Below are 21,521 nucleotides of genomic sequence, written 5' to 3'. Positions count from 1 at the left end.
ATCTGTTGACATTTAATTGGAATCATAGTTTAATATACCTGCAAGGGTATTTGTAAATGCTTTAGTAAAGGGGAAATAGTATGTTTAAATTTTTTAATACAGTAGCAAGTATTTCAGTAACTGAGTTGCAAGAAAAAATGAAAGGCACAATTCATTTGCTTGATGTACGCACGCCAAATGAATACCGGGCAGGGCATATATCGAAAGCTAAAAACGTTCCACTAAATAAGGTAGATGGCTATAAAGAGAGTTTGACTGAGGAAGTTTATGTGATTTGTCAATCTGGGATGCGTAGTAAAAAAGCCGCAAAAATATTACAAAAAAAAGGCTATAACGTAGTAAATATTCGTGGTGGCATGAGCCAATGGACAGGTCAAATAAGAGGAGGAAAATAATCATGACAAAAATTATTATCGTAGGTGGAGTCGCTGGAGGAATGTCAGCTGCGACTAGATTACGTCGATTAATGGAAGATGCTGAAATTGTTGTTTTAGAAAAGGGTCCATTTGTTTCTTTTGCCAATTGTGGATTACCCTACTATGTATCTGGAGAAATTGAAGCGAGAGAAAGTTTATTAGTTCAAACACCAGAGGCTTTACGTGCACGTTTTAATTTAGATGTGAGACCACATCATGAAGTGTTAGCAATCAATCCCGCGGATAAAACGGTCACAATTAAACACAACGGTCAAATGACGACAGAATCTTATGATAAGTTGATTTTATCACCAGGAGCCAAACCATTTATTCCACCAATTATTGGATTAGCCGAAGCAACGAATGTTTACAGTTTAAGAAATGTACCTGATTTGGATAAAATTATGGCTAACATAAATCAGGAAAATCCTAAAAAAGCAATTGTAGTCGGTGCTGGATTCATTGGGTTGGAAATGGCAGAAAACTTAAAAAAACGTGGCTTGGAAGTAGCTCTTATTGAAAAAGCCCCTCATGTTTTGCCTCCGTTAGATGAAGAAATGGCTGCTTTTGTTAAAAATGAATTAGTTAGCAAAGGAGTAGAAGTGATTACTTCGCAGTCGGCTACAGAATTTAGAAATCAAGGAAAATTGGTTATTTTAGAAGATGGAACTGAATTGCAATCAGATTTAACTATTTTATCAGTAGGTGTTCAACCTGAAAATACTTTAGCAAAAGATGCAGGAATCAAATTAGGATTACGTGGAGGAATTTTGGTTGATGATAATTATCAAACGAATCTTTCAGATATTTATGCAGTAGGAGACGCGATTTTAGTCAAACAACAAATCACTGGTGAAGATGCCCTTATTTCTTTGGCTTCTCCAGCTAACCGACAAGGCAGACAGGTAGCAGATGTGATTGCTGGATTGAATCGCAAAAATAAAGGAAGTATTGGTACGGCAATTGTTCGTGTATTTGGTTTAAGTGCTGCTTCCACAGGGTTAAGTGAACGTGTTGCTAGACTGGCTGGACTTGATGTGGCAGTTGTTCATATCTCTGGAAAAGATCATGCAGGTTACTATCCTGGAGCGACAGAAATAGTTTTAAAATTAATGTTTAATCCCAAAACGGGTGAAATTTATGGCGCCCAAGGAATTGGTGAAAAAGGGATTGATAAGCGTATCGATATTCTAGCTACAGCGATTAAAGGCGGGCTTACTGTTTTTGATTTACCTGAATTAGAATTTTCTTATGCACCACCATTTGGAGCTGCAAAAGATCCGGTCAATATGATTGGGTATGTCGCTTTAAATCAGATTGAAGGATTAAGTAACACAATCCAATGGTACGAATTGACAGAAGAACTCGCTAAAGGAAAGATCTTATTGGATGTTCGAGAAGAAAGCGAATTAGCTAATGGGCGTTTTAAAGAAGCGATTAATATCCCGCTAAATGATTTACGATGCCGTGTTTCTGAATTAGATCCAACAAAGGAATATATCATAAGTTGTCATAGTGGTTTGAGAAGCTATGTCGGCGAGAGAATTTTAAAACAAGCTGGATTTAAAGTAGAAAACTTAGATGGTGCATTTTCTTTATATAAAGCAGTGAGATTGGAGGATGTAGACTATGTTTAGTTCAATTGGTGCAGATGAATTTTATCAAAAGTCCAAAACAGAATCATTGACAATTGTTGATGTTAGAGAAGCAGATGAGTTTGAAAGAGGATATATTCCATCCGCTAAAGCACTTCCTTTAAGCGGATTAGAACAATATATCGATCAGTTAAATAAAGATGAAAAATACTATATTATATGTCAATCTGGCGGACGTTCAGCGATGGCCTGTGATTTTTTAAGTAGTGAAGGATATAAAGTAGTCAATGTAATGGGTGGGATGTCAGCATGGAAAGGAGAATTAGCCTATGGGGACTTGTGATAAAAATATTCTGAATCGTTTAAAGCGCGCAGAAGGTCAAATGCGTGGGATTCAGAAAATGATTGAGGAAGAAAAAGAATGTATTGATGTTATCACCCAACTAAGTGCTGTCAGATCGAGTGTTGACCGGATTATGGGAATGATTGTCGCTGAAAATTTGAAGTCGTGTTTAGATAATCCGGAATTAGATTCAGATAAACAATCACAGAAAGTGGAGCAAGCAATTAATATGATTATCAAAAAATAAGGATGGAAAAACATATGGAAGAATTAACAGAAAAGAACTACGATCAAACAATCAAAAAAAGGCTTACATCTAGTTGATTTTTGGGCTCCTTGGTGCGGGCCATGTAAAATGCAAACCCCAATTTTGGAAGAATTGGAGAAAGAATATACGGAAGCAGAATTACAAATTAGTAAAGTGAATATAGACGAGTATCCAGAAATTGCTAAACGATATGGCATTCAAAGTATTCCTACGATGCTTATTTTGAGAGACGGACAGTTGGTAAAGCAAATAGTTGGTGTTCATATGCAACCACAATTAAAAAAAGAACTAAGTATATATATGACAACTGTCTAAATGAATTTAAGTCAAGTTTTGGACACATTATTAACGAGTATTGCAGATAAATAGTTACTTTTTGAACCATATCTTTCTCTCATTTTCTATCAACCTTCTTTTTTGAATGCCGAGTTTTTATTTGAATTAGTCTCCTAGAGTTTTATGGTAAGACAAACATTTGATCAGTGGAAGGTGCCAAAGACGCCATACAATGATTCTATGACAGTATATGTTCAATGTGATTGTGGAGAATTGGCAAAAAAAGTATATGGGAAGTATTATTTTGCTTGTGCCCATTGTAAACGAGAGTACGTGCAGCAATTTGGCGAGTATGTAGAATTGAAGAAAAAAGACTCCGGTCGTCGGGGGTGACCGGAGCTGATGCGGCAGCAGTTCTGTGAGTGTATGCTACTGTCGCTTTTAGTATAGCACACTCATTAAGTGATGTAAGAGTCTTTCGGATAGAAACAGAGGAAAGGATGATCTATCATGGGAAACAGACGTCAGTCAAAAAAAGAACGAAGCCAGGTATTTCAATTGTTGGCGAATACCTACGCTGAACATAAAGTGCTTGATCAATTCAAGCATTGGAACTTAGAGCGTACAAATTGGGCTATTTGACACCACAAAAAAATAGTTATTTTTATCGATTAATTCATACGAAGGGATACAAATTAGAAGAACCGATGGATGCGGAGCTGCCATTAAAACGGCCATGGAAAATTCGTACCATCTTAAGTTTAGTGTTGGAACAAAAGGTGCTAAATATTGCAGAGATGTTTCAAATCAAAATAACATTTATCGAACAATTGTTATCAATCGAAGATACTTTCTTCGATGTTTATTTAACAAAAGAAAGTTTTACGTCCTATGGGAATGTTTTGAGCCCTAAATTTGGTTAACCGATAAGTTATATTACAAAATATTAGACTTCAAAAGAGGAATGATTAAGTGAGCACAAAGGAGCTTGAAGACAAAGTAAGTGAAAATGAGAAAAGTATGAAAGAACTAAAAGCTGTAATGGAGAAGCAAATAGACCTAGTGGAAGAAAGTGTTGTTCAATATATTGTAGGTAAAATACCAAATGTATTGGCAGAATATGTAAAAAATCAAGGAAGTCATTCAAATGAATTGGGAATTGAAGAATTAAAAAGAATGAAAGCTTCGATGAATGAGTTGGTTAGGAAGACTCCAGAAGGAGCTTCGAATTTCTTAAAAAAGTATACGATAAATGAGTTATTAGAGAGAGATGCGAAATTAAGAAAAGAACCTTCAGGATACGATCCTTATTGTGGATTTACAACTAAAGCTTTGTATGCTCGAAATATAAATAGTGAAATTGAAGAGTATGCTAAAAATGAAGTGGGGCTAGTTGCTAATTTACTAGAAAACTTTAAATATGAGATAAAAACTTCATACGAGCGTGCTTATAAAGGGGATTTTGATGTAACGTATAGAAATAATAAACGTAGCTTTACATACAATAATAGAACTATAGGCAATTTGATTAGTGAAGCTCATGAGTATGCAGATAACTTCAAAAAAATATCTAGATTGATGGATGAAAATATTAAATTGGAAAAACAAATTCAGAATACTAAAGCGGAAGATATCTGGGATAGTATATAGGAGGATATACTATTAAATAAAAAGAATAGTATAAACTCATAGGTAGGTTCCATATGCATATAAGACACAAGTATGTTGTGTCTTATTTTTTGAGATGAGCCAATCCTTAGAGGCTGTAAGGTGCACAGAGATTTTTTTCTGTGTGTCTTTTTGTATAGATCATTAAACTAAGATGAGAGCAGTGATAGAATCAAGTTATGATTTATCAAAGTATAGGAAAATTTTCATGCAGCTGTTTTTAGTCTGAAGGTGATCCATGAGTAAATTTTAAGTGTAGATACTGATTCTTAAAAATGAGCGTTTACGAGAAAGGGGTTAGAGATGCGTAAAATTAAATTTCGTAGAAAATGTAGAAGAACGAAAAAGTGGGTTTATGGCTACTACGTGTATGAAGGTATGGGAAATCACTTGATCGTGAACTACAGTGAAGAAAAAAACAAAGTGCTAAGTTGGAAAATCATTCCTGAAACTGTTAACGAGTATGTAGGGTGCGATGATAGATGCCAAGTGGAAATCTACGAGGATGATTACTTGTTAGATGAGGTTTTATCAACTTCCGAAAAAAGGGCATAGTCAAGAGTAGTTTTCAATGATGGGGGATTTTCTGCGGTGTCAAAAGGAATGTATTTTGATATACGTGAAGAAAATGAAACAAGTATTGTGGTATGAGATGTATCGTGGGTATAAAGATAATTCCATAGGGGTTGTATCTATTTTCACTTTGACGGATGGCATATATAGGTGTGTCGATAATCGGTTTCACGGTAAAGATAAAATGTACTATAAGGAAGAGAAGTAGACAAGATGAAAAATAAAATATTTGAATCTTTGGATTTAACACACGAACAAAGAATACTCTTAGCAAAATTTAATAGCTTAGATTTAAATGAAAGAGAAAAGGAGGCAGTTCGACATATAGAAGATAATTTCAAAAAAGATAATTCATATAAAGCATTGAGAGAGCATGAGTATATTCGATTGTTGCTGTCATTAGAAATTATAGACAACAAAGATTTGGAATTTCTGGACTATCTAAGCTGGTCATATGAAGAATTGTTTAGCAAAGTTTTTCCATTATTTGATATGGTCGTTGCCAAAGAAGGAATAGACGGGTTAGAAATCAGTTTACGGGTATTTAGAGACCAGTGCCAGTTTGAGTTTGCTGTCAAAAATCTATATGAATATTTTTCAAGAGGAACTAATTAGAGTAATAAGAACTGAATTATTTATGTACAATCGCATGACTAACCTCGTACTGTAAAAGAGAATGATCTGTGCTTAGGGATTTTGTCAATTTGGAAAAGTATGAGTTTTTGAGGGGAATCAATTCGCGACTGTAAAATACAAATACTTGACTAAAAAGACAAGAACTGTTAAATTGTTTTTGTAAACGTTTGCATTTTAAGGCGAAAATATGAAAATGGAGGGTATACTATTGAAAACAGGGAATCGAGTTAAATTATTTGGTGTACTTCTAATTGGTTTATTTGTCCTATTATTAGAACCAATTAAAGTCAATGCTGCTTCTCTTGAAGATTTGATAAACAGTGTAAAATCGGGTGAGGGTGTTGTATATAATCCAGTATCAGAAAGCGTATTGACTAATGAAGGTTCACTTGAATTTGTGGAATCGCTTGAAAGTAAGATAAACAATATAGACTATGAAAATGTTCCAAATGAAATACTGAAGGAAGCTTATATTGAAACACGATCTTCTGAGAGCTATGCACTTGAAAAAGAAGTCAATTTACCATTGATTCAGCCAAAAGCAAGTTCAGTGCCAACAACAACTAAATATTTAGAGAATGGTGAGAGTTATACTTCAGACCAATTTTCTGGAAGTGGATGGAGATATAGTGGTGTGAAATTTAGGTTTAGGGACTGGCAGAGTAATCCGTATTTTGCAGTTAAAGCAACAAAAGATTCGTTCTATTTCCATATTACTGTTGTAGGGAGGTATGTTGTCCCGAAAGATGGAGCGTATCTTTGGTATCCTGCTAGACTTGATGAACCTGGATCAACAACAGTATTGACGGGATATTTTAGTACCTATAATCCTATCAATGGTGCTAGATACTATATCTATTGATAAATTGTAAATCTATTTAAGGGTCTGAGCGCCTACGGGGAATTTGTATTAATAAGTAATAGATTAATGAATATTGTTGCTATTTTGTACAATAAGGGGTTCTGTTGCAAAGTTCTAAAATGAATAGATTTTCCTTACGTTGATCCGGATCTTAAACTGGTATTTCCAATAAACCATCAGTAATCATATCTGGCCGCTGGATTGGCCGCGTGATTTGGTACCAGAAAGGATAGTTCGGATTCTAAAAGAAGTTAACAAAAGTGAAGGATACAGCTGCAAGGTCGTCAGAAGACTTGCAGCTGTTTTTAAATACATAGTTTTATGTAAAACCGTGTACTTTTAGAGGTGGGATTCATATTTTCGTTAGGTCTAGTTTATGTTACAATGACTGTAGTATAGACGGAAGCTGCTTTAAGGAAGGAGCAGAAACATGGGAACGAAAACAAAAATGATAAAAGTTGGCAAAGAAGGAACAGAGGTTCAAATGGTCACTTCTGGAGTGTTTAAGGGATTCATAATTATGGATCTAAACTGGAGTAAGAAAGATTTAAAAAACATTTTCTCTGATCAGAAAAAATAGTCATGTAAAATGGATGGAGGCATTTCAGATTATTCCTGAAGATGCAGCTATCCATTTTGTGTATGCTCATATTAGACGAAAGATTATTAACATTATCAGTATTTTTAACAGGAAAATTAAAGAATAAAACAAAAGTATAAGGAGAATTTTTATGGGAAGACAAACATTTGATCAGTGGAAGGTACCGAAAACGCCTTATAATGCTTCTATGACAGTATATGTGCAATGTGATTGTGGAGAGTTAGCAAAGAAAGTTTATGGGAAGTATTATTTTGCTTGTGAACATTGTAAACGAGAGTATGTGCAACAATTTAGGATTATGTAGAGCTGAAGAAAAAAAACTCCGATCGTTAGGGTGACCGGAGCTGATGCGGCTAGTAGATTTGTGAGTGTATGCTACTGCCACCTTTAGTATAACACAGAAAAAAGGTCAGAAATAAAAGGAAAATAGTAAAATGGAAGCAGTTTTCTACTTTCTCTTTGTGGTACAATAATTCAACATAATGAAAAATATGTTGGAGGTAAGAAATGAAAGGGAAAACAAGTGATTTTTCAAGCGCTGCTACAATTGCGACAAGTATAAATAGCTCTTTAGAGACGCTGCGAGGCAGTGGAACGACTTCTCCGGATTCAGAAACAACAGTTGCCGGTAATGCTTCAGCGCAACAAGTAGCTAGTATGTCAATTGGTGTTAGGGACCAGGTGATTTCAGCAGTAGGTTCTTCCGCTCAAAATCTTCAAACCGTTGCCAAGGAGTTTGTAGCGATGGATGCAGTAATAAGTAACAGTTTTGGGCTTCAGGGAGGAAAACAACCATGAAACTAAAACAATTTGAAGAAATCCGCGTAAATGAGCGGCTGCTCAATCAACAGATGGAAGATACGATTTATGAAGAAAGAAAACTACGTAGCTTTCAGGAAGAGGCTGAAGATTTTTCCTATCAAACCAATCAGATTTTTGATAGCATGTTGGGCCAGTTCAAAGGAAATCAATTTACCTGGTATCTGGAGGAGCAACAGGAAACAATGAGGTATAGGTATAATTTAATCCAGGATGCGCTAGAAGAAGAGCTGCAGCTGCACAAGGAACAACAGCAAGCAATCGAAGATAAACAGAGTGACCTGGCATTTGATCGGCTCCGCCTTCAGACTCAAGAAAATGACTTGGAGGTGCAGCAATGAGCGGAATTCATATGTTTGTCGGTTCTGCTCAAGCGCAGGCAGATAGTATCAAAACTATGACGGAGAAAGAAGTTCAGGGCTACGAAGCAGTTCTTCAGTCATTAAATCAATTTCTGAGTGCAGAAGACCTTCAGACTGATGCTTATAATAACGGGAAAGCCTTCTTTAGCGGAGTGTTGATTCCTACAGTTCAAGCAGGTATTCTTGTATCTGAAGCTGTTGGGTCGGCTGCACAAAAATTTGTGACAGAATACCAGGCTAAGGTTGACCCTAGCGATTTAAAATCAGAGGAATTGGAAGAAAAGATTCAAAAGCTAGACACACAGATTCAACACTTGGAGCATCTGACAACTACGATGAACAAATCTGATGCTAGTGAGAGTATAAAGAGTACCGCATTGTTACATCAAAAAATGCAGATGAATTGCCTTACCAATGCCAAGAAGGTTCTTCAGGAAACATTAGATAAGCTGAAACTGTTCCATGCAGAATCTCCAGCTATTTTTTCAGAGATTGCAGCGCTGGAAGCCGCAGCCAAGCAAGGCGCTTCACAAGCGAAAGCAGGCTTTAACGGTCAAAAGTTTATTATGCCGACAGATTTAGCTTGGAAATCTGTAGTTGCTACGAAATGGAAAGAATATCAGGATGATAAGGCCAATAATGAATTCAACAAACTGAAGGAGCGTATTAAAAAGGATGGGCTGCCAGCAACCAAAGCTGAAATTTTAGCAGATTATCATTGGTCCACAATTTATAATATGTACGTTCACACGAAGACCGGCATTCCTTCACCAGAGGTCACAACCCTGTATAATAAGTTGATCCAGGCTGAAAACAGACCACAGGAAAATCAGCAGTTGGCCTTTTACAATGAAATGCTGCGCACCGGCAAACACCCAATCACCGGTAAAGCAATTACTGAAGCTGAGCGACTAAATGCAAAAGCTATGGTTTACGCGTTAGCGTTACAGCCTTTTTACTACACCGCCCTTTTGGGAGGCGCACAGCCATACATTGAAAAGTATATTGCGGATTTGAATAAAGCTGATGATATGCTCGATGTAGATGGACCTGGTACGTATACGGGAAGATACAAGAAAAAATTTCATAGTTTAGATAATATAGAAATGCGAAAAGTTGAATATACTAAGCGACCACGGGCGGAGTACAATCAATTACGTTCAAAATTCGATAATGGAATAAGAAAAAATTTCTTAAAACAGCTGGGAGAAAACACAGAATACCTAAATTCTCTTGGATTTGATAGTGAACAGATAGGTATGATTCAAAATGGGCGGCCGCCAAAAGGGTGGCAAGTTCACCATCAATTACCTTTGGATGATAGTGGAACTAATGACTTTTCCAATCTTTTGTTGATTAAGACGTCACCAGATCATTCAGTTATTACTACTTACCAAAAAAATACGACTGGTCATTTGCTTGAAAATCAATCAATGACTTTGGATTGGCCATTTTTCAACGGACAGGTTTATCCTACAAAAAATCCATAACTGAAGGAGGATTGTTATGATAACTGAGAAGATTGAAGCGTTAAATAGAGAGGCACAACAATTTAATGAGGAATTAAATAAAGGTATTTCGGATGATGAAATTAGAGTGTTTAACTTGCAGGCAAACATGAAATTGAAGTTCTCGTTTCCTGAAGAATACACAAATAGTCTGAAAGTGATTAATGGTTTTGATTTTAATGGCTGTGTCCTATACGGAATTGATGAAGAATACTTGATAACCCCACCCAATCAAACAGATATAGGTGCAATAGATAATAACTTGGTATGGCAAGAATTAAATGAACCCAACTACATTTTTTTAGGAGATGAAAATATGAGTTGGTTTGTCTATGATCGAATATCCATGTCATTTCGTATGCTGGATAAACCTTCAGCAACAAAGTTAGAGGAATATTTAACATTTGAGGAACTATTTGAGAAAATCCTTGATATGGCATTGAACTAAGGTGTTCCAATATTAAGAAAGTGAAGTTTCGAGAATATATTTGATTCTACATTCAATCGATTGGTTTACAAAGTAGCAGCTCAATGCATGGGCTGTTTTTTTACGAATCAAAAAAGATTTATAGTAGTAATGTTTATATGAAATGAAACCACACAACCCAAACCAAATAAAGCTTGGAAATAAGCAGTTACAAGGTTATTTAGAAGAGATTGAGAGTATTTACGGTGGTAAATGGAATGTTATACTAGACACATATTAATTGAAGTTATGGAGGCAGAGATGGATAATAAAGAATTCAAGAAAATCGTAGGGACAGTTTTAAAGAAGAATGGTTTCGAGTTAGAGAAAAAGGTGTATTATATTCGTTCAGAGCAAGTGATTGTTAGTTTAGATTTTCAAAAATCGAATTTTGATGATAGTTTCTTTATTAATTATGGTTTTACACTTGTGAAGATAAATCCAGATGTGACTTATCCAAAGCCACACACTAGTGATGTGAGCGGTAGATTTACCTATTTTGATGAAGATGAAGAATTCCCGCAGTTTGATTTAGATAAAGTCACTCCTGAGAATTTAGAAGAGTCTATTGAATTGAATTTAGAAAATAATATAAAGCCTGTCATTCAGGATGGTTTAATGAAGTATTTCGAAATCAATCCAGCAGCAAAGTTTGTCGCAAAATTGAACGTTAAGCAATATTTAGGTCTAGATGAATAGCAGCATGTTGGTATTGTGGAGAGAAAAAATTAAAATTATTGAGAAGAATGAAGCTAGATTCAACTCGAAGTTAAATGCCGGTGCGAGCAATGAGGAAATAAGAGCGTTGAATTTAAAGTTCAACATGAAGCATAATTATCCTTTACCAAAAGAGTATTTGGAAATTTTGAAAGTAATAAATGGCATTGATTACAATGGGTTCGTTTTATACGGTGCTGATTCAGAGCTATTATTGGATAAGCCGAATCAGGAAATCCAAGGGGTTATTGATTCAAACGTAGTGTGGTATGAATTTGTTGATCCAGAAAAGAAGTATATTTTTCTTGGAGATGATAGTATTAGTTTTTATGTATATGAAAGAGCTACAGAAAAGTATTGGATTATTGATAGGCCGTCAACGGATCCAATTGAAGAATATCAAACAGTTGATGAACTATTTAATGAGATGCTGACAACAGCATTATTGTAATTCTTACTAATAAAATATAGATATGTAAAATGGACGGACGTATTCTAGGTTGTTTCTGGAAATGGTGTAATGCAATTAGTGGATAGAGCGTTATACGGAAAAACTGGTCACACCGGTGGATACAGCATTTGGGGACCAGGAAACTAAAGAGAGGGAAAATTTTTATGTCTAATAAATTAACTTGGAAGTACTCAAAAGGAATGGTAACAGATCAAGAAATTAGTAAAGTAGAAAATCAATTGAAAATAAAATTTCCAAAAGACTATATTGAAGTTGTCGAGAGTAATGATGGGGCGTATCCTAGCTTGCATGCATTTTCAATGAATTCTCAAGAAGAAATGCTTAATAACCTACTTTCTTTTAGTGAGGCCCCTTATATTAACATTCTAACGACCTTTGAAAATATGTCTGATCGTTTAGTTGATGGAATTATTCCTTTTGGTGAAGACGCCGGCGGGAACTTGATTTGTTTTGATTATCGTTCAAGTGAGGTGCCAACAGTAGTTTTTTGGGATCATGAAATTGCTGGTGGTGGTGAATTGGAAAAGGCAATTACCTCTATTTGTAATAATTTTACAGAGTTTTTAAATATGCTACATGAGTTCGTCGAGGAATAGTAGCAAAGAATGTGAGGAAACCATTTTGAGAGCTACTGATCTGAAGGAGAAGATGCCAACGTTGGTTAGAAAAGCAGTCTAAATGTGATATACTACTAAGAGTAGAAAAGTTTATGGCGGTGGCTACTTCTGGAGGAGGTGGTGCTTATGTATGTAAGTGCTAACTCTATGAAAGGAGAAAGTCGTTTTGTCAGCATTAGAGACAATTCAGCTACTAATTAGCTTTAGCATGTTTGTTATTGCATTAGTACGTCTGGTTGTTGACTTGCTAAAAAAAGACAAAAAAAATAACCGTCGTTAAACTTTAGTGAGTTCACGGTTATTTTTTCACTGTGTAAAAAATTTGCTACCGTCTTAAGCGGTTCTACATAAGAGGGATATGTTAGCGCATATCTCTCTTTTCATTTGTATTGTAGCACATTTTCTCAAAAAAATACAGTTGACAAGAATTGAAGATAGAAGATGGACCAAGCGTACGTCCGTCAACCATATTTTTATTCTAGTTAACATAACATAGATTTTATGCGAAGTTGTTTCGGGTTGGCATATGTCAATATTAAATGCAACATCAAGATAATAATCTTGCAAATAAGTTTACGCAACAAGAAATTGAGATATTTAAAGATGGAGAAATTCTAGCACGTGTTATTTGGTTAGCTACTATAAACTCTCCGATAATTTGGGCTGGAGCATGATTTTGACAACAGCTGCTAATGATTCAGTCGAGTAGACTCACATTCGTATGCCGGTTTTGCTGAAGCTCATCTGAAGGAGAGGATGCCGATGTTGGTTAGAAAATCAATCTAAATGTGATATACTACTAAGAGTAGAAAAGTTTATGGCGGTGGCTACTTCTTGAAGGAGGTGGTGCTTATGTATGTAAGTGCTAAATCTAAGAAAGGAGAAAGCCGTTTTGTCAGCATTAGAGACAATTCAGCTACTAATTAGCTTTAGCATGTTTGTTATTGCGTTAGTACGTCTGGTTGTTGACTTGCTAAAAAAAGACAAAAAAAATAACCGTCGTTAAACTTTGACCAGTTTTTCGGTTATTTTTTTTTGATAATTGAATTCAGTCGCCGTCTTAAGCGGTTCTACATAAGAGGGATATGTTAGCGCATATCTCTCTTTTCATTTGTATTGTAGCACATTTTCTCAAAAAAATACAGTTGACAGCAATGGAAGATGAAAAGCTGAACTGATTTCCAAATTTTTGGTTTCAGACCTATTTTTCGATAGATCAGGATTTATTGAGAACATTGTCCCCTGATTCGTACATAAGGATAAGCAGGTCAAAAAACGTCAAAATATTTTTTTGAGTCAGTTTCTTCTTTCTGTGTGCCAGTTCATTTCTTTCAGAGAATTCAAGATTGTTTGATTCTTGTTAGATTAAACCGACTGATCCATTTCTCCCCTACGCTGCTTCTCTTTTTACGAACGTTTGTTCGTGTTTTGTAATGCGAATATTATAAGATATGTGTTTCAGAAGCAATTCTGAGGACGTTTCAACAATGAAACATGGGGAGATGTTCAGAATGAACTTTGACTATTCGCTAGAACCGGTCAGAGATGTTTTTCTGATCGATGTAAAAAGTTTTTACGCTTCAGTTGAATGTGTTCAACGTGGGCTGCACCCACTAAAGACAATGCTTGTTGTAATGAGTACAGCGGACAATACTGGTTCAGGATTGGTACTTGCTGCTTCGCCTATGGCCAAGAAAGAACTTGGAATTTCTAATGTAACGCGTGCCAGGGATGTTCCCGACCACAAGGACCTTGTTATTGTTCCGCCACGAATGAATTTCTACATTGAAGAAAATATGAAAATCAACAATATTTATCGGTCAGTGGTTGCTGATCAGGACCTACATATCTATAGTATCGATGAGAGCATACTCGATGTTACAGCGTCGCTCAATTTGTTTGTTCCTTCCGCTACCCTATCACGTAGTGAGAAACGTTGGCGATTGGCTCGGATGATTCAGCTGAAGATATTTCGAGAAACAGGGCTATATGTGACAGTAGGTGTTGGTGACAATCCCCTACTGGCGAAGTTAGCATTAGATAACGAGAGTAAACACAATCGGGAATTGATTGCAGAATTTACCTATCAAAATGTAGAGGAAAAAATCTGGAGTATTAAGAATATGACCGATTTTTGGGGTATAGGTAGCCGGACTGAAAAGGGACTTCAAAGTATCAGAATCCGGAGCATACGTGATTTAGCGAATCTCCCCTATCCGGACCTTTTGCTATTAAAAAAGAAATATGGCGTAATTGGGATGCAGCTTTACCACCACGCTAACGGTATTGATCGCTCCATTATCTCAGAACCTTATAGGACTTTGGAGAAAAGCTATGGTAATTCCCAGGTACTTGATCGAGATTACGTCTGGAAGGATGAAATAGAAACTGTGATTAGAGAGATGGCCGATCAAGTTGCAACAAGAATTCGCCGGCACAATGCTCAAACGGAATGTATACATATTTTTATCGGCGCTTCTATGTCAGAGGCTACCAGAGGTTTTTCTAAGCAGATGAAAATTTCTGCAACGGATTCTACAAAGAAACTCACAGAACACTGTATAGGGCTTTTCAGACGCAATTGGAATGGGTTTAATGTCAGGCATGTTGGAATCACTTATAAAAATTTAGTTTATAACGAAAATCGACAGCTGGATCTCTTCTCTTCAGCTGAGGATCAGGACCGGCAAATTAAGTTAGATTTGATTGTTGATCGTATCCGTAGTAAATACGGTTATACGAAGTTAGTACATGCAGCAAGTCTCACTGCTGGTGGCCGTTCAATCAAACGTGCGTCTCTTGTGGGCGGACACGCTGGAGGAATACCAGGATAGGAAAATGGCGAAATGGGCTGGATTCTATCTCTCAGAACACACTTCCGAGATATCTAAAGAGAAGCAGCTGCGTGATCATGTCAACTTACCAAAAGAGCGTATGGCACCGGAGGAAATAAATGAGGTACTATATGCTGCTCAATTAAAGACAGAGATGATTTGTATTCAAAAAGAGCTGAGAGATGCCGATGGGAATTATTTTGATGATGTGCATGGTTTCATTACCGGTTATGACAATCTAGGGATATACCTTGGAGATGAGAAAGTTGACTATGATGAAATTCGCAACGTTTCTCCCCTGCCCTACCACAAATGGAGCGATGTGAATGATTAATATTATAGAAGAATATGAAGACGGAAGGATTACCTTTGAGGAACTTTCTGAAGATATTCACGGATATGGTGAAAGACTTATATCAATTGTGGGTGAGGAAAAGTTTACCGAATATATTAATCTGATATGCTATTCTAATACTACTCATAATAGAAATACTTAAGTAATAATTAGCAATAGTAATATATTTTTGTTGGTAATAAATTGATAACTTTTTAACTTACTTTTAACAAAGTAAGTAGAAGGTCAGCATATAAGGGGATACATGAAAGAGAGAACCTGAATCCATTGGGAAGTTTGCTGATGAGATACAATATCGTATGCTTGATTGGCATAGTTGGAGAGGATAAATTAAATTCTATGTTAAGTTAGTGGTTAATCATTATCGAAAGTATCTTGGTATACTTGTATACCGATGATATTGATTAAACATTGATTTTATCGGGTTTTATGTATAAAAGAGAGTATACCAGTATACTGGTATACTCTCTTTTATTTTTTTAATAAATCAATTTGGGTGTTATACATTGAGTTGAAAGCTTCCTGTTGTCTTGTAGAGAACTTTGTATTTACGTAACTGTCTAACAATAGGTTCAAGATATCATTTACAGTTGCTTTTGGCATATCTTCTAAATCACCAAGAAATGGTTTCAAGGTGTTTATTTTCAAATTAACAGAAGGAGATATCTTTTGAGTCAAGGTAGCCTTGTATCTCTTGTCCACTGTAGGTTCACTTTTTTTTGGTTCAGGAGTGTTAGTGACTACTGCTTTTGGAACACTCTTATTACTCTGTTGGAAAGTAGGCGTGTCACCTCTAGCAAAATCATTGTTACCTTTAATTTCTACAGTTTTTTCTTCAAGAGAAGTCTTTTTCTTTTTAGTATTAATAATTGGTTCAAATTTCTTTTCCATACCTATCCCTCAATACTTTCCAGGACAGCCTCATGCTGATCCAATTCATTAAGAACATCAATAAAAACCTGATGTGCTTTTACGTCCCAACCGTCCGCTTTTCCTGTGTAATTATGACTTATCTTGATTCCTTCTACGTCGTATACTTTAAGTCGTTCTTGATATTTAACAATCGTATCTAGTACATTTCCACCATATAGTTCTTTAGCTTGTTCTAAGACTTTATTGTCTACTCTTCCACCAGGGCGCAACATACATGGAATAATCCCTAAGACTTGCAGTTCATTATCATAAGTATCCGCTAAAAATTGCATGTAGGCAATGTATGTTTGTGCTCCGTCAAGTGACAATTCTTGTGTTTGAAGTACTATTATACAGTAATCAGCTGCTAACATTGCATTATCACTATAATCAGAAATTGTTGGTGGCACATCAATGTAAATGGCGTCATATTTATCACGTAATGGTTCTAACAAAGTATTTAAGTAATTAATTTGATCGAATTCACTAGCCGGATATTTTGTAACTAATATCTTAGTAAGGTTTCTAAAAGCAGTATTTGCTGGAATTAAATCAAGGTTAGGCATAATCGTTGTAATTGCGTTATCTAACTGTCCGTCTTGGAATGCTTCAGTAATTGTATAGCTAATTTCTGATAAGTCACCAGTCTTTGCTAACACTCGTGTAGCGTTCCCCTGAGGATCTAAATCTATTACTAATGTTTTTCTGTCCATTTTTACTGCACTTTCATAAGCGAGCATTGTTACAGTCTTAGTTTTACCTACGCCGCCTTTAAAATTACCTACTACATAAACTTTTCCCATTGCATTCTCTCCTTAGTATACTGAAGTTAACTTAACAAAAGTATACCATGGCGTAAGATGCTCAGTCAAGAAAAATATTCGCATTAGTATACAAGAGTAAAAGTATACCCGTATACAGGTATACTTAAGCGTAATATACTGGTATGCCAGTATATTAGTATACCAGTATACCAACATGGTGAATGCATAAACTATGGGAGGAATTACAAAAAATGAAGTATACCAGTATACTGAGGAATTGGTATACTGGTATACTTCTGATTTTGTGTCTTAAGTATACTAGTATACTTATATTTGATTTTTAAAGTATACTAGTATACTAGTGAGATATATGTGATTAAAGTAATTGTTTACAAAATTAGATTTCTCATGTATTTTAGAAATGAGCAAAAAAAAGAGACGTTTAACAATTCAAGGTCGAAGTTGAATTGTATTTAGCGTCTAATGATTCATGTCAAAAATCAAATAGAGCTTTTCGTCTCACCCACTTATATCGAGATGATTATAGCAAAATTTCGCTAAAAAATCAATGGTTTTAGTGCTATTAAGTATACACATTTTTTAGAAAAATGATTTTGAGACATGGCTTATTTGGTCATGTCTCTTTTGTTGTGCCAATAAGCAGGAGAGGAGGGTAGAAATGCTAGAAGGATATCAGGTTCAAGAGATAATTCAAATGATTACGAAAAAAGGGCTTCGGAAATACAAGTTTAAAAACAGTAATATCCGTCCTATTGCTCAAGAGAATGAAGGGACAAAAGGAGCTGTGTTTGGTTTTAGATCAAAATTAAACATGGTGGATAGCCGGGGAATTGTATTAACATCAGAAGAGGCCTTATGGGAAAATGAAGATTGTTTGACTCACTGGACACCTAATGTTTACAGCTATGGTACTTATTCTGACGCTGGGAAGACAATCGTGAAAGGTCACAACGAAAATAATTTAAAACAAATCAACACGTTTGTTATCGACTTTGACCGTGCACCAGGAGAGAGATTAGATTGTCAAATGATTTTAGATGCAGCAGTTGATATCGATTTAATCCCAACTTTAATCTTGGAAACTGCGAAGGGCTTTCAGGCATATTTTATTCTTGATAAACCGTGGTTCATTTCTTCAAAAAACGATTATCAATCAATTTACATTGCAAAAATCGTCTCAGAAAACATGAGAAAAGCATTTGCTGAACATTTACCAGCAGCTGTTGATCACACTTGCAACCATTTTGGAATTTTCCGGATTCCAAGAACAGATAATATCCAGTATTTCTACCCTGCATTGACCCGTGATATGCAGCAGCTAATACATTGGTCAATGAAGTATGAACCTGCAAGAAGAAAAAGACCGGTATTATCAGTCATGCCTACTCCCAAAAGACAAGTTGACGAAAAATGGGTTGACATGATTGTTAGCAATCCTGATATTTTGGGAGCTAAGAATATTGCCGGAAGAAACACTGCAATTTTTACGTTGTCTCTTGCATACTATTCTTCCGGAATAGAACTGGATGCCTGCTTTGATGATATGGACCGGTTTAATAGCAATTTAAAGGTTCCTTTACGAAATCGAGAGGTTCTAAAAATCGTTAAAAGTGCGTATCGTGGTAAATACCATGGTGCTACAAAGAAGTTTGTCCGTATCTTGTTGGCGAATTGGGGTATAGAGTCCTTCTCTGAAGAGGAAATTTTCACTCAAGCCCAAGGCGTGAAGTATAAATTCAAAAAGGATCGATCAGAAAGACAGAAATCTCATGTCAAAGAATGGAAAGTCGATATTCTTGAGTACCTGGATAGAGAAAGCTTCAGATATCGTCCTGAGATTCAGCTGACAAAGAGCGAACTTCAGACTGCAGTGAAATATAAAGGGAAAAGTATACCTAAACGATCACTTGATAGAGCTTTAAGAGAGTTGCAGACTGAAGGGAAAATATACGTGCAAGTAAAAGCCGGCCGTGGGGGTGGTTTGATTGTTGCGACTAGAAAAGCACTAATCAGAACAGTCATTGTTGTGAATCAGCAAGTGAAAGAAGCATACAAAGACACAATACGAACGTTCTTTGAGGAAGCAGCAATACTAACCAAGATGTTTGATAAGCTGGAAACAGAGAAGAACAGAGAGCTAAGTATGGAGCAATTAAATCTATGGGATACGGGATAAATTAAAACATGCCAAGTGCCAAAACATTATATCGTTGATACTTTGCTTCTTTTTCCAGCTAGAGTTAGCCCTTCCCTTGATAGCTATGTTTTGATACCCTTATATTATCGCGTATGCAATAATATTTGTTAGGGAGGTGTACCAGCTATGTCTATCAATACTTTTGTTTATTCCCATGCAATCAATGCGTATGTTATTGGCGAACTAGGGATGACTGTTGAACAATTCTGTGAACTGTATGGATTTGTACAGTCGACTGTTGCTACATGGGTTAGAAGAGAACGTTTGGTTGAGGATTTGCCGGCAGGATTTATTTATTCTTTGGCATTAGCTGCAGGGAAAGATATGAGTACGGTGTATGATTGTTTGTTGAAGCTTCAGGAGGAGTATATTCAGTTTGTCAAAAGGAATAAACGGGTAAAAAAGAGCTTAGAGTGATGATTTTTGCGAGAGGGAGTCCTTAGACGACCAGCAGTTCTTATGAATAAAAAAGGAACGGTTACTTGTTTAAGTTTCCGTTCCCTAGTGGGCTTTATTATGAACTTGTTGTTGCTAAAACAATCCCACCGTAATGATTGGGTGTTGGCAAGTCGATTCCTTCTTGTTTCATGAGGAAATTAAATTCGTCTGAAAGTGCTTTGTAGGCTTTGTCGTCACCAATCTCAAGCATGCAACTTAGGATGTTTGTTGCTTTGTGCAGGTAATTAAAATCTTTTGTGAGAAAATAATCTGATAGATATTCGTAATATTTTAGGGTTGTCTTCAAATAGTAGTTGGGACCAAATGTACAATACTCATGGCCTTGTTTGATGTAATATTTGACGTCTTCCCATTCTTGTAAGTAACAAAATTTTGTTACTATGTTGATAAAAAAGTAGGATATGATTGTTTTTGTATCAGCTTCTCTAGTTGCTACATCAGGTATTGGAAAAATACATTTTACAAATGTTTCTATATCTTTTTTATCAAAATGTGCTATGTGATTCGATAAAAGTTTTAGGTCATAATAACTGTGATACTGTCTGGAAAGTATCATTTCTTTGATTAAATATAGATCGTCCTCTTGCATTTCTTCAATCTGGTCTACTATTTTGTGACAGACTAGTTTTAAATCAAATAAAACCATTAATTCTGTTGGATGTATGTCTCCTTTACTCCTTTTTTCTTGTAATTCTTGGTACATTTGAGTAACAACTGCGATATTTTCTGGATTTTCAGGATCAGCAAAGTATGCAAATAATTTTTTTCGGTATTTAATTGGACCGAATTCTTCAGGTTCTAGAAAGAACTCGAATTCTTGCATTGTAACCTGTAAATTTGTCAGAACCTCGTAGATATCTTCAAAACTTAGAGATGTTTCTCCTTTTTCAAACTTTGAATACCTTGACTGAGTAATATGTTGTGGTTTGATTTGTACTTGTGTAAAACCACGTTCGATGCGCAACCTTTTAATTTTTTTTCCTATCTCCATAAGAAATACTTTACCTCGACTTTCCTGAGCGATATAAGAATGTATAGTTATTATAACCAAAATCACGAATTTGTACAAAAACGTATGTTATATTGACATATTTTGAGAATAATCTAATTTTTATGTTATAATAAATTCAAGAAATATTTCTTCATAAATCTTGTTTTAAGGAGGAATGGAATTGTTATTAGTTGCGTTAATCATACCTTTAGTAATTCATATTGTGCCATAAAAAAATTAGGTAACCTTAGTTATATTATAAAAAAGAATTTGCATAAATTTTTTTCGTATGCTATCGTTATGTCATATTATTTGAACAGAGTTGCGCTCATTCTTTTGAGAAGTCAGCGGACAACAAAAAAGAACCTTCTCCATTAGTGTTGGTAGCACTAAGAGGGAGATACAACAATTCATGAATGACCATGAACTGTTTAGGTCCTTTCGTTGCAACAAGTGAATGTTACAACAACCAGTATTATATCAATATTTAGACAAAAAATACAGATTTTTTAGCATTTTCGGCAAATGTCCAGACCCAAATCACTTTAATTAAGATATTTGGAGATGCAATCTTGTGTTTTTTCGAAAAATTTGTTTGGCTGTAATGTGTAGCATTGTTGCATAAAGAAGGGGATTCTACAGTTTATGTAGGATCCCCTTCTTTTAGTTAATGACTTTAGTCGGTTTCAATCACTAAAGTGATTGAAACAAAAAAACCACGCGTACTGCGCGTGGAAGAAGTAGCTTTAGCGATAAAACTCCTTTCGATATACTAGATAAAGGCTACCA

32 protein-coding genes are annotated in these 21,521 nt (G+C 35.6%); 29 read left to right on the top strand and 3 right to left on the bottom strand.

Translation table 11 applies throughout. The features are described from left to right. Window positions 1–80 precede the first annotated feature (80 nt). The 27 genes from IW510_RS18280 (at window position 81) to IW510_RS18155 (ending at window position 15,530) form a co-directional block, all read left to right on the top strand. Window positions 81–395, top strand: a complete 315-nt coding sequence (locus IW510_RS18280; RefSeq protein WP_202062062.1) for a rhodanese-like domain-containing protein — start codon at window positions 81–83, stop codon at window positions 393–395. 2 nt (window positions 396–397) lie between these two features. Continuing rightward, window positions 398–2,053 carry an FAD-dependent oxidoreductase gene (locus IW510_RS18275; RefSeq protein ID WP_202062061.1) on the top strand — a complete coding sequence of 552 codons (1,656 nt, stop codon included), beginning with the start codon at window positions 398–400 and terminating at the stop codon, window positions 2,051–2,053. Beyond that, window positions 2,046–2,354, top strand: a complete 309-nt coding sequence (locus tag IW510_RS18270; RefSeq protein WP_202062060.1) for a rhodanese-like domain-containing protein — start codon at window positions 2,046–2,048, stop codon at window positions 2,352–2,354. The genes IW510_RS18275 and IW510_RS18270 overlap by 8 nt, the downstream gene beginning before the upstream one ends. Then, a complete protein-coding gene (locus IW510_RS18265; RefSeq protein WP_202062058.1) occupies window positions 2,341–2,601 on the top strand; it encodes a metal-sensitive transcriptional regulator in 261 nt (86 codons plus the stop codon). The genes IW510_RS18270 and IW510_RS18265 overlap by 14 nt, the downstream gene beginning before the upstream one ends. Window positions 2,602–2,643: 42 nt before the next feature. Continuing rightward, on the top strand, window positions 2,644–2,937 hold the full coding sequence (gene trxA, locus IW510_RS18260) for a thioredoxin (protein WP_202062200.1): 294 nt from the start codon (window positions 2,644–2,646) through the stop codon (window positions 2,935–2,937). Between the two features lie 144 nt (window positions 2,938–3,081). Beyond that, entirely contained in the window at window positions 3,082–3,291 is a 210-nt protein-coding gene (locus IW510_RS18255) for a transcriptional regulator (protein ID WP_202062057.1), read from the top strand. A 117-nt stretch (window positions 3,292–3,408) separates the two neighbouring features. After that, window positions 3,409–3,540 carry a hypothetical protein gene (locus tag IW510_RS21510; protein WP_269092874.1) on the top strand — a complete coding sequence of 44 codons (132 nt, stop codon included), beginning with the start codon at window positions 3,409–3,411 and terminating at the stop codon, window positions 3,538–3,540. Then, complete coding sequence (locus IW510_RS18250; protein WP_202062056.1) at window positions 3,528–3,821, top strand: hypothetical protein; 294 nt, start codon at window positions 3,528–3,530, stop codon at window positions 3,819–3,821. Before IW510_RS21510 ends, IW510_RS18250 begins: the two co-directional genes overlap by 13 nt. A gap of 49 nt (window positions 3,822–3,870) precedes the next feature. Beyond that, a complete protein-coding gene (locus IW510_RS18245) occupies window positions 3,871–4,548 on the top strand; it encodes a hypothetical protein (RefSeq protein ID WP_202062055.1) in 678 nt (225 codons plus the stop codon). A 321-nt stretch (window positions 4,549–4,869) separates the two neighbouring features. After that, window positions 4,870–5,121 (top strand): YopX family protein, encoded by a 252-nt coding sequence (locus IW510_RS18240; protein ID WP_202062054.1) that lies wholly within the window; start codon window positions 4,870–4,872, stop codon window positions 5,119–5,121. Between the two features lie 231 nt (window positions 5,122–5,352). Then, entirely contained in the window at window positions 5,353–5,754 is a 402-nt protein-coding gene (locus IW510_RS18235; RefSeq protein WP_202062052.1) for a hypothetical protein, read from the top strand. A gap of 229 nt (window positions 5,755–5,983) precedes the next feature. Further along, window positions 5,984–6,637, top strand: coding sequence for a hypothetical protein (locus IW510_RS18230; RefSeq protein ID WP_202062050.1), 654 nt, complete (start codon window positions 5,984–5,986; stop codon window positions 6,635–6,637). Between the two features lie 430 nt (window positions 6,638–7,067). After that, window positions 7,068–7,217, top strand: a complete 150-nt coding sequence (locus IW510_RS18225) for a hypothetical protein (RefSeq protein ID WP_202062048.1) — start codon at window positions 7,068–7,070, stop codon at window positions 7,215–7,217. 528 nt (window positions 7,218–7,745) lie between these two features. Beyond that, window positions 7,746–8,036, top strand: a complete 291-nt coding sequence (locus IW510_RS18220) for a TIGR04197 family type VII secretion effector (RefSeq protein WP_202062046.1) — start codon at window positions 7,746–7,748, stop codon at window positions 8,034–8,036. Continuing rightward, on the top strand, window positions 8,033–8,398 hold the full coding sequence (locus IW510_RS18215; RefSeq protein ID WP_202062044.1) for a DUF3958 family protein: 366 nt from the start codon (window positions 8,033–8,035) through the stop codon (window positions 8,396–8,398). Before IW510_RS18220 ends, IW510_RS18215 begins: the two co-directional genes overlap by 4 nt. After that, window positions 8,395–9,909 carry an HNH endonuclease gene (locus tag IW510_RS18210; protein ID WP_202062043.1) on the top strand — a complete coding sequence of 505 codons (1,515 nt, stop codon included), beginning with the start codon at window positions 8,395–8,397 and terminating at the stop codon, window positions 9,907–9,909. Before IW510_RS18215 ends, IW510_RS18210 begins: the two co-directional genes overlap by 4 nt. 16 nt (window positions 9,910–9,925) lie before the next feature. Next, the gene (locus IW510_RS18205; RefSeq protein WP_202062042.1) at window positions 9,926–10,375 is read left to right on the top strand and encodes a YrhA family protein; all 450 of its coding nucleotides are present in this window, start codon (window positions 9,926–9,928) and stop codon (window positions 10,373–10,375) included. 142 nt (window positions 10,376–10,517) lie between these two features. After that, a complete protein-coding gene (locus IW510_RS18200; protein ID WP_202062041.1) occupies window positions 10,518–10,634 on the top strand; it encodes a hypothetical protein in 117 nt (38 codons plus the stop codon). Between the two features lie 20 nt (window positions 10,635–10,654). Further along, window positions 10,655–11,092: a DUF4304 domain-containing protein gene (locus IW510_RS18195; protein ID WP_202062040.1), complete on the top strand. Its 438-nt coding sequence runs from the start codon at window positions 10,655–10,657 to the stop codon at window positions 11,090–11,092. Window positions 11,093–11,096: 4 nt separating this feature from the next. Then, window positions 11,097–11,561 carry a YrhA family protein gene (locus tag IW510_RS18190; RefSeq protein ID WP_202062039.1) on the top strand — a complete coding sequence of 155 codons (465 nt, stop codon included), beginning with the start codon at window positions 11,097–11,099 and terminating at the stop codon, window positions 11,559–11,561. Window positions 11,562–11,630: 69 nt separating this feature from the next. Further along, window positions 11,631–11,708 carry an HNH endonuclease gene (locus IW510_RS21665; protein ID WP_202062198.1) on the top strand — a complete coding sequence of 26 codons (78 nt, stop codon included), beginning with the start codon at window positions 11,631–11,633 and terminating at the stop codon, window positions 11,706–11,708. Window positions 11,709–11,725: 17 nt separating this feature from the next. Further along, a complete protein-coding gene (locus IW510_RS18180; RefSeq protein ID WP_202062037.1) occupies window positions 11,726–12,178 on the top strand; it encodes an SMI1/KNR4 family protein in 453 nt (150 codons plus the stop codon). 187 nt (window positions 12,179–12,365) lie between these two features. After that, the gene (locus IW510_RS18175; protein ID WP_202062035.1) at window positions 12,366–12,479 is read left to right on the top strand and encodes a putative holin-like toxin; all 114 of its coding nucleotides are present in this window, start codon (window positions 12,366–12,368) and stop codon (window positions 12,477–12,479) included. Between the two features lie 612 nt (window positions 12,480–13,091). Continuing rightward, window positions 13,092–13,205 carry a putative holin-like toxin gene (locus IW510_RS18170; RefSeq protein WP_202062035.1) on the top strand — a complete coding sequence of 38 codons (114 nt, stop codon included), beginning with the start codon at window positions 13,092–13,094 and terminating at the stop codon, window positions 13,203–13,205. 505 nt (window positions 13,206–13,710) lie between these two features. Next, window positions 13,711–15,033 carry a Y-family DNA polymerase gene (locus IW510_RS18165; protein ID WP_202062194.1) on the top strand — a complete coding sequence of 441 codons (1,323 nt, stop codon included), beginning with the start codon at window positions 13,711–13,713 and terminating at the stop codon, window positions 15,031–15,033. Window positions 15,034–15,037: 4 nt separating this feature from the next. Continuing rightward, the gene (locus tag IW510_RS18160; protein WP_442896451.1) at window positions 15,038–15,367 is read left to right on the top strand and encodes a hypothetical protein; all 330 of its coding nucleotides are present in this window, start codon (window positions 15,038–15,040) and stop codon (window positions 15,365–15,367) included. Further along, complete coding sequence (locus IW510_RS18155) at window positions 15,360–15,530, top strand: hypothetical protein (RefSeq protein WP_202062212.1); 171 nt, start codon at window positions 15,360–15,362, stop codon at window positions 15,528–15,530. The genes IW510_RS18160 and IW510_RS18155 overlap by 8 nt, the downstream gene beginning before the upstream one ends. Before the next feature lie 329 nt (window positions 15,531–15,859). On the opposite strand, the gene IW510_RS18150 is transcribed toward IW510_RS18155, so the two are convergent. Next, window positions 15,860–16,279: a hypothetical protein gene (locus IW510_RS18150; RefSeq protein ID WP_202062031.1), complete on the bottom strand. Its 420-nt coding sequence runs from the start codon at window positions 16,277–16,279 to the stop codon at window positions 15,860–15,862. A gap of 2 nt (window positions 16,280–16,281) precedes the next feature. Next, window positions 16,282–17,103, bottom strand: coding sequence for a ParA family protein (locus IW510_RS18145; RefSeq protein WP_202062029.1), 822 nt, complete (start codon window positions 17,101–17,103; stop codon window positions 16,282–16,284). Window positions 17,104–17,743: 640 nt separating this feature from the next. Between IW510_RS18145 and IW510_RS18140 the strand changes: the two genes are divergently transcribed. Beyond that, window positions 17,744–19,261, top strand: coding sequence for a primase C-terminal domain-containing protein (locus IW510_RS18140; RefSeq protein WP_202062027.1), 1,518 nt, complete (start codon window positions 17,744–17,746; stop codon window positions 19,259–19,261). 147 nt (window positions 19,262–19,408) lie between these two features. Then, window positions 19,409–19,699 (top strand): type III secretion system protein PrgN, encoded by a 291-nt coding sequence (locus IW510_RS18135; protein ID WP_202062025.1) that lies wholly within the window; start codon window positions 19,409–19,411, stop codon window positions 19,697–19,699. Window positions 19,700–19,796: 97 nt separating this feature from the next. Here the strand turns inward: IW510_RS18135 and IW510_RS18130 are convergent, their stop codons facing one another. Continuing rightward, window positions 19,797–20,732 carry a helix-turn-helix domain-containing protein gene (locus tag IW510_RS18130; RefSeq protein WP_202062023.1) on the bottom strand — a complete coding sequence of 312 codons (936 nt, stop codon included), beginning with the start codon at window positions 20,730–20,732 and terminating at the stop codon, window positions 19,797–19,799. Window positions 20,733–21,521 lie beyond the last annotated feature (789 nt).

Source organism: Enterococcus sp. BWR-S5 (genome assembly GCF_016745255.1).
Classification (GTDB): Bacteria; Bacillota; Bacilli; order Lactobacillales; family Enterococcaceae; genus Enterococcus_L.
Note: the sequence above shows the minus strand (reverse complement) of the source record. Positions and strands in the feature narration are given on the sequence as shown.

Bases quoted from the DNA above. Each gene is read 5' to 3' on its own strand.
- IW510_RS18155 (WP_202062212.1), top strand. From the start codon at position 15,360: ATGATTAATATTATAGAAGAATATGAAGACGGAAGGATTACCTTTGAG.
- IW510_RS18195 (WP_202062040.1), top strand. From the start codon at position 10,655: ATGGATAATAAAGAATTCAAGAAAATCGTAGGGACAGTTTTAAAGAAG.
- IW510_RS21665 (WP_202062198.1), top strand. From the start codon at position 11,631: ATGCAATTAGTGGATAGAGCGTTATACGGAAAAACTGGTCACACCGGT.
- IW510_RS18225 (WP_202062048.1), top strand. From the start codon at position 7,068: ATGGGAACGAAAACAAAAATGATAAAAGTTGGCAAAGAAGGAACAGAG.
- IW510_RS18205 (WP_202062042.1), top strand. From the start codon at position 9,926: ATGATAACTGAGAAGATTGAAGCGTTAAATAGAGAGGCACAACAATTT.
- IW510_RS18130 (WP_202062023.1), bottom strand. From the start codon at position 20,732: ATGGAGATAGGAAAAAAAATTAAAAGGTTGCGCATCGAACGTGGTTTT.
- IW510_RS18270 (WP_202062060.1), top strand. From the start codon at position 2,046: ATGTTTAGTTCAATTGGTGCAGATGAATTTTATCAAAAGTCCAAAACA.
- IW510_RS18145 (WP_202062029.1), bottom strand. From the start codon at position 17,103: ATGGGAAAAGTTTATGTAGTAGGTAATTTTAAAGGCGGCGTAGGTAAA.
- IW510_RS18200 (WP_202062041.1), top strand. From the start codon at position 10,518: ATGAAACCACACAACCCAAACCAAATAAAGCTTGGAAATAAGCAGTTA.
- IW510_RS18180 (WP_202062037.1), top strand. From the start codon at position 11,726: ATGTCTAATAAATTAACTTGGAAGTACTCAAAAGGAATGGTAACAGAT.
- IW510_RS18240 (WP_202062054.1), top strand. From the start codon at position 4,870: ATGCGTAAAATTAAATTTCGTAGAAAATGTAGAAGAACGAAAAAGTGG.
- IW510_RS18165 (WP_202062194.1), top strand. From the start codon at position 13,711: ATGAACTTTGACTATTCGCTAGAACCGGTCAGAGATGTTTTTCTGATC.
- IW510_RS18220 (WP_202062046.1), top strand. From the start codon at position 7,746: ATGAAAGGGAAAACAAGTGATTTTTCAAGCGCTGCTACAATTGCGACA.
- IW510_RS18210 (WP_202062043.1), top strand. From the start codon at position 8,395: ATGAGCGGAATTCATATGTTTGTCGGTTCTGCTCAAGCGCAGGCAGAT.
- IW510_RS18160 (WP_442896451.1), top strand. From the start codon at position 15,038: ATGGCGAAATGGGCTGGATTCTATCTCTCAGAACACACTTCCGAGATA.
- IW510_RS18135 (WP_202062025.1), top strand. From the start codon at position 19,409: ATGTCTATCAATACTTTTGTTTATTCCCATGCAATCAATGCGTATGTT.
- IW510_RS18190 (WP_202062039.1), top strand. From the start codon at position 11,097: ATGTTGGTATTGTGGAGAGAAAAAATTAAAATTATTGAGAAGAATGAA.
- IW510_RS18275 (WP_202062061.1), top strand. From the start codon at position 398: ATGACAAAAATTATTATCGTAGGTGGAGTCGCTGGAGGAATGTCAGCT.
- IW510_RS18255 (WP_202062057.1), top strand. From the start codon at position 3,082: ATGGTAAGACAAACATTTGATCAGTGGAAGGTGCCAAAGACGCCATAC.
- IW510_RS21510 (WP_269092874.1), top strand. From the start codon at position 3,409: ATGGGAAACAGACGTCAGTCAAAAAAAGAACGAAGCCAGGTATTTCAA.
- IW510_RS18150 (WP_202062031.1), bottom strand. From the start codon at position 16,279: ATGGAAAAGAAATTTGAACCAATTATTAATACTAAAAAGAAAAAGACT.
- IW510_RS18140 (WP_202062027.1), top strand. From the start codon at position 17,744: ATGCTAGAAGGATATCAGGTTCAAGAGATAATTCAAATGATTACGAAA.
- IW510_RS18280 (WP_202062062.1), top strand. From the start codon at position 81: ATGTTTAAATTTTTTAATACAGTAGCAAGTATTTCAGTAACTGAGTTG.
- IW510_RS18215 (WP_202062044.1), top strand. From the start codon at position 8,033: ATGAAACTAAAACAATTTGAAGAAATCCGCGTAAATGAGCGGCTGCTC.
- IW510_RS18235 (WP_202062052.1), top strand. From the start codon at position 5,353: ATGAAAAATAAAATATTTGAATCTTTGGATTTAACACACGAACAAAGA.
- IW510_RS18265 (WP_202062058.1), top strand. From the start codon at position 2,341: ATGGGGACTTGTGATAAAAATATTCTGAATCGTTTAAAGCGCGCAGAA.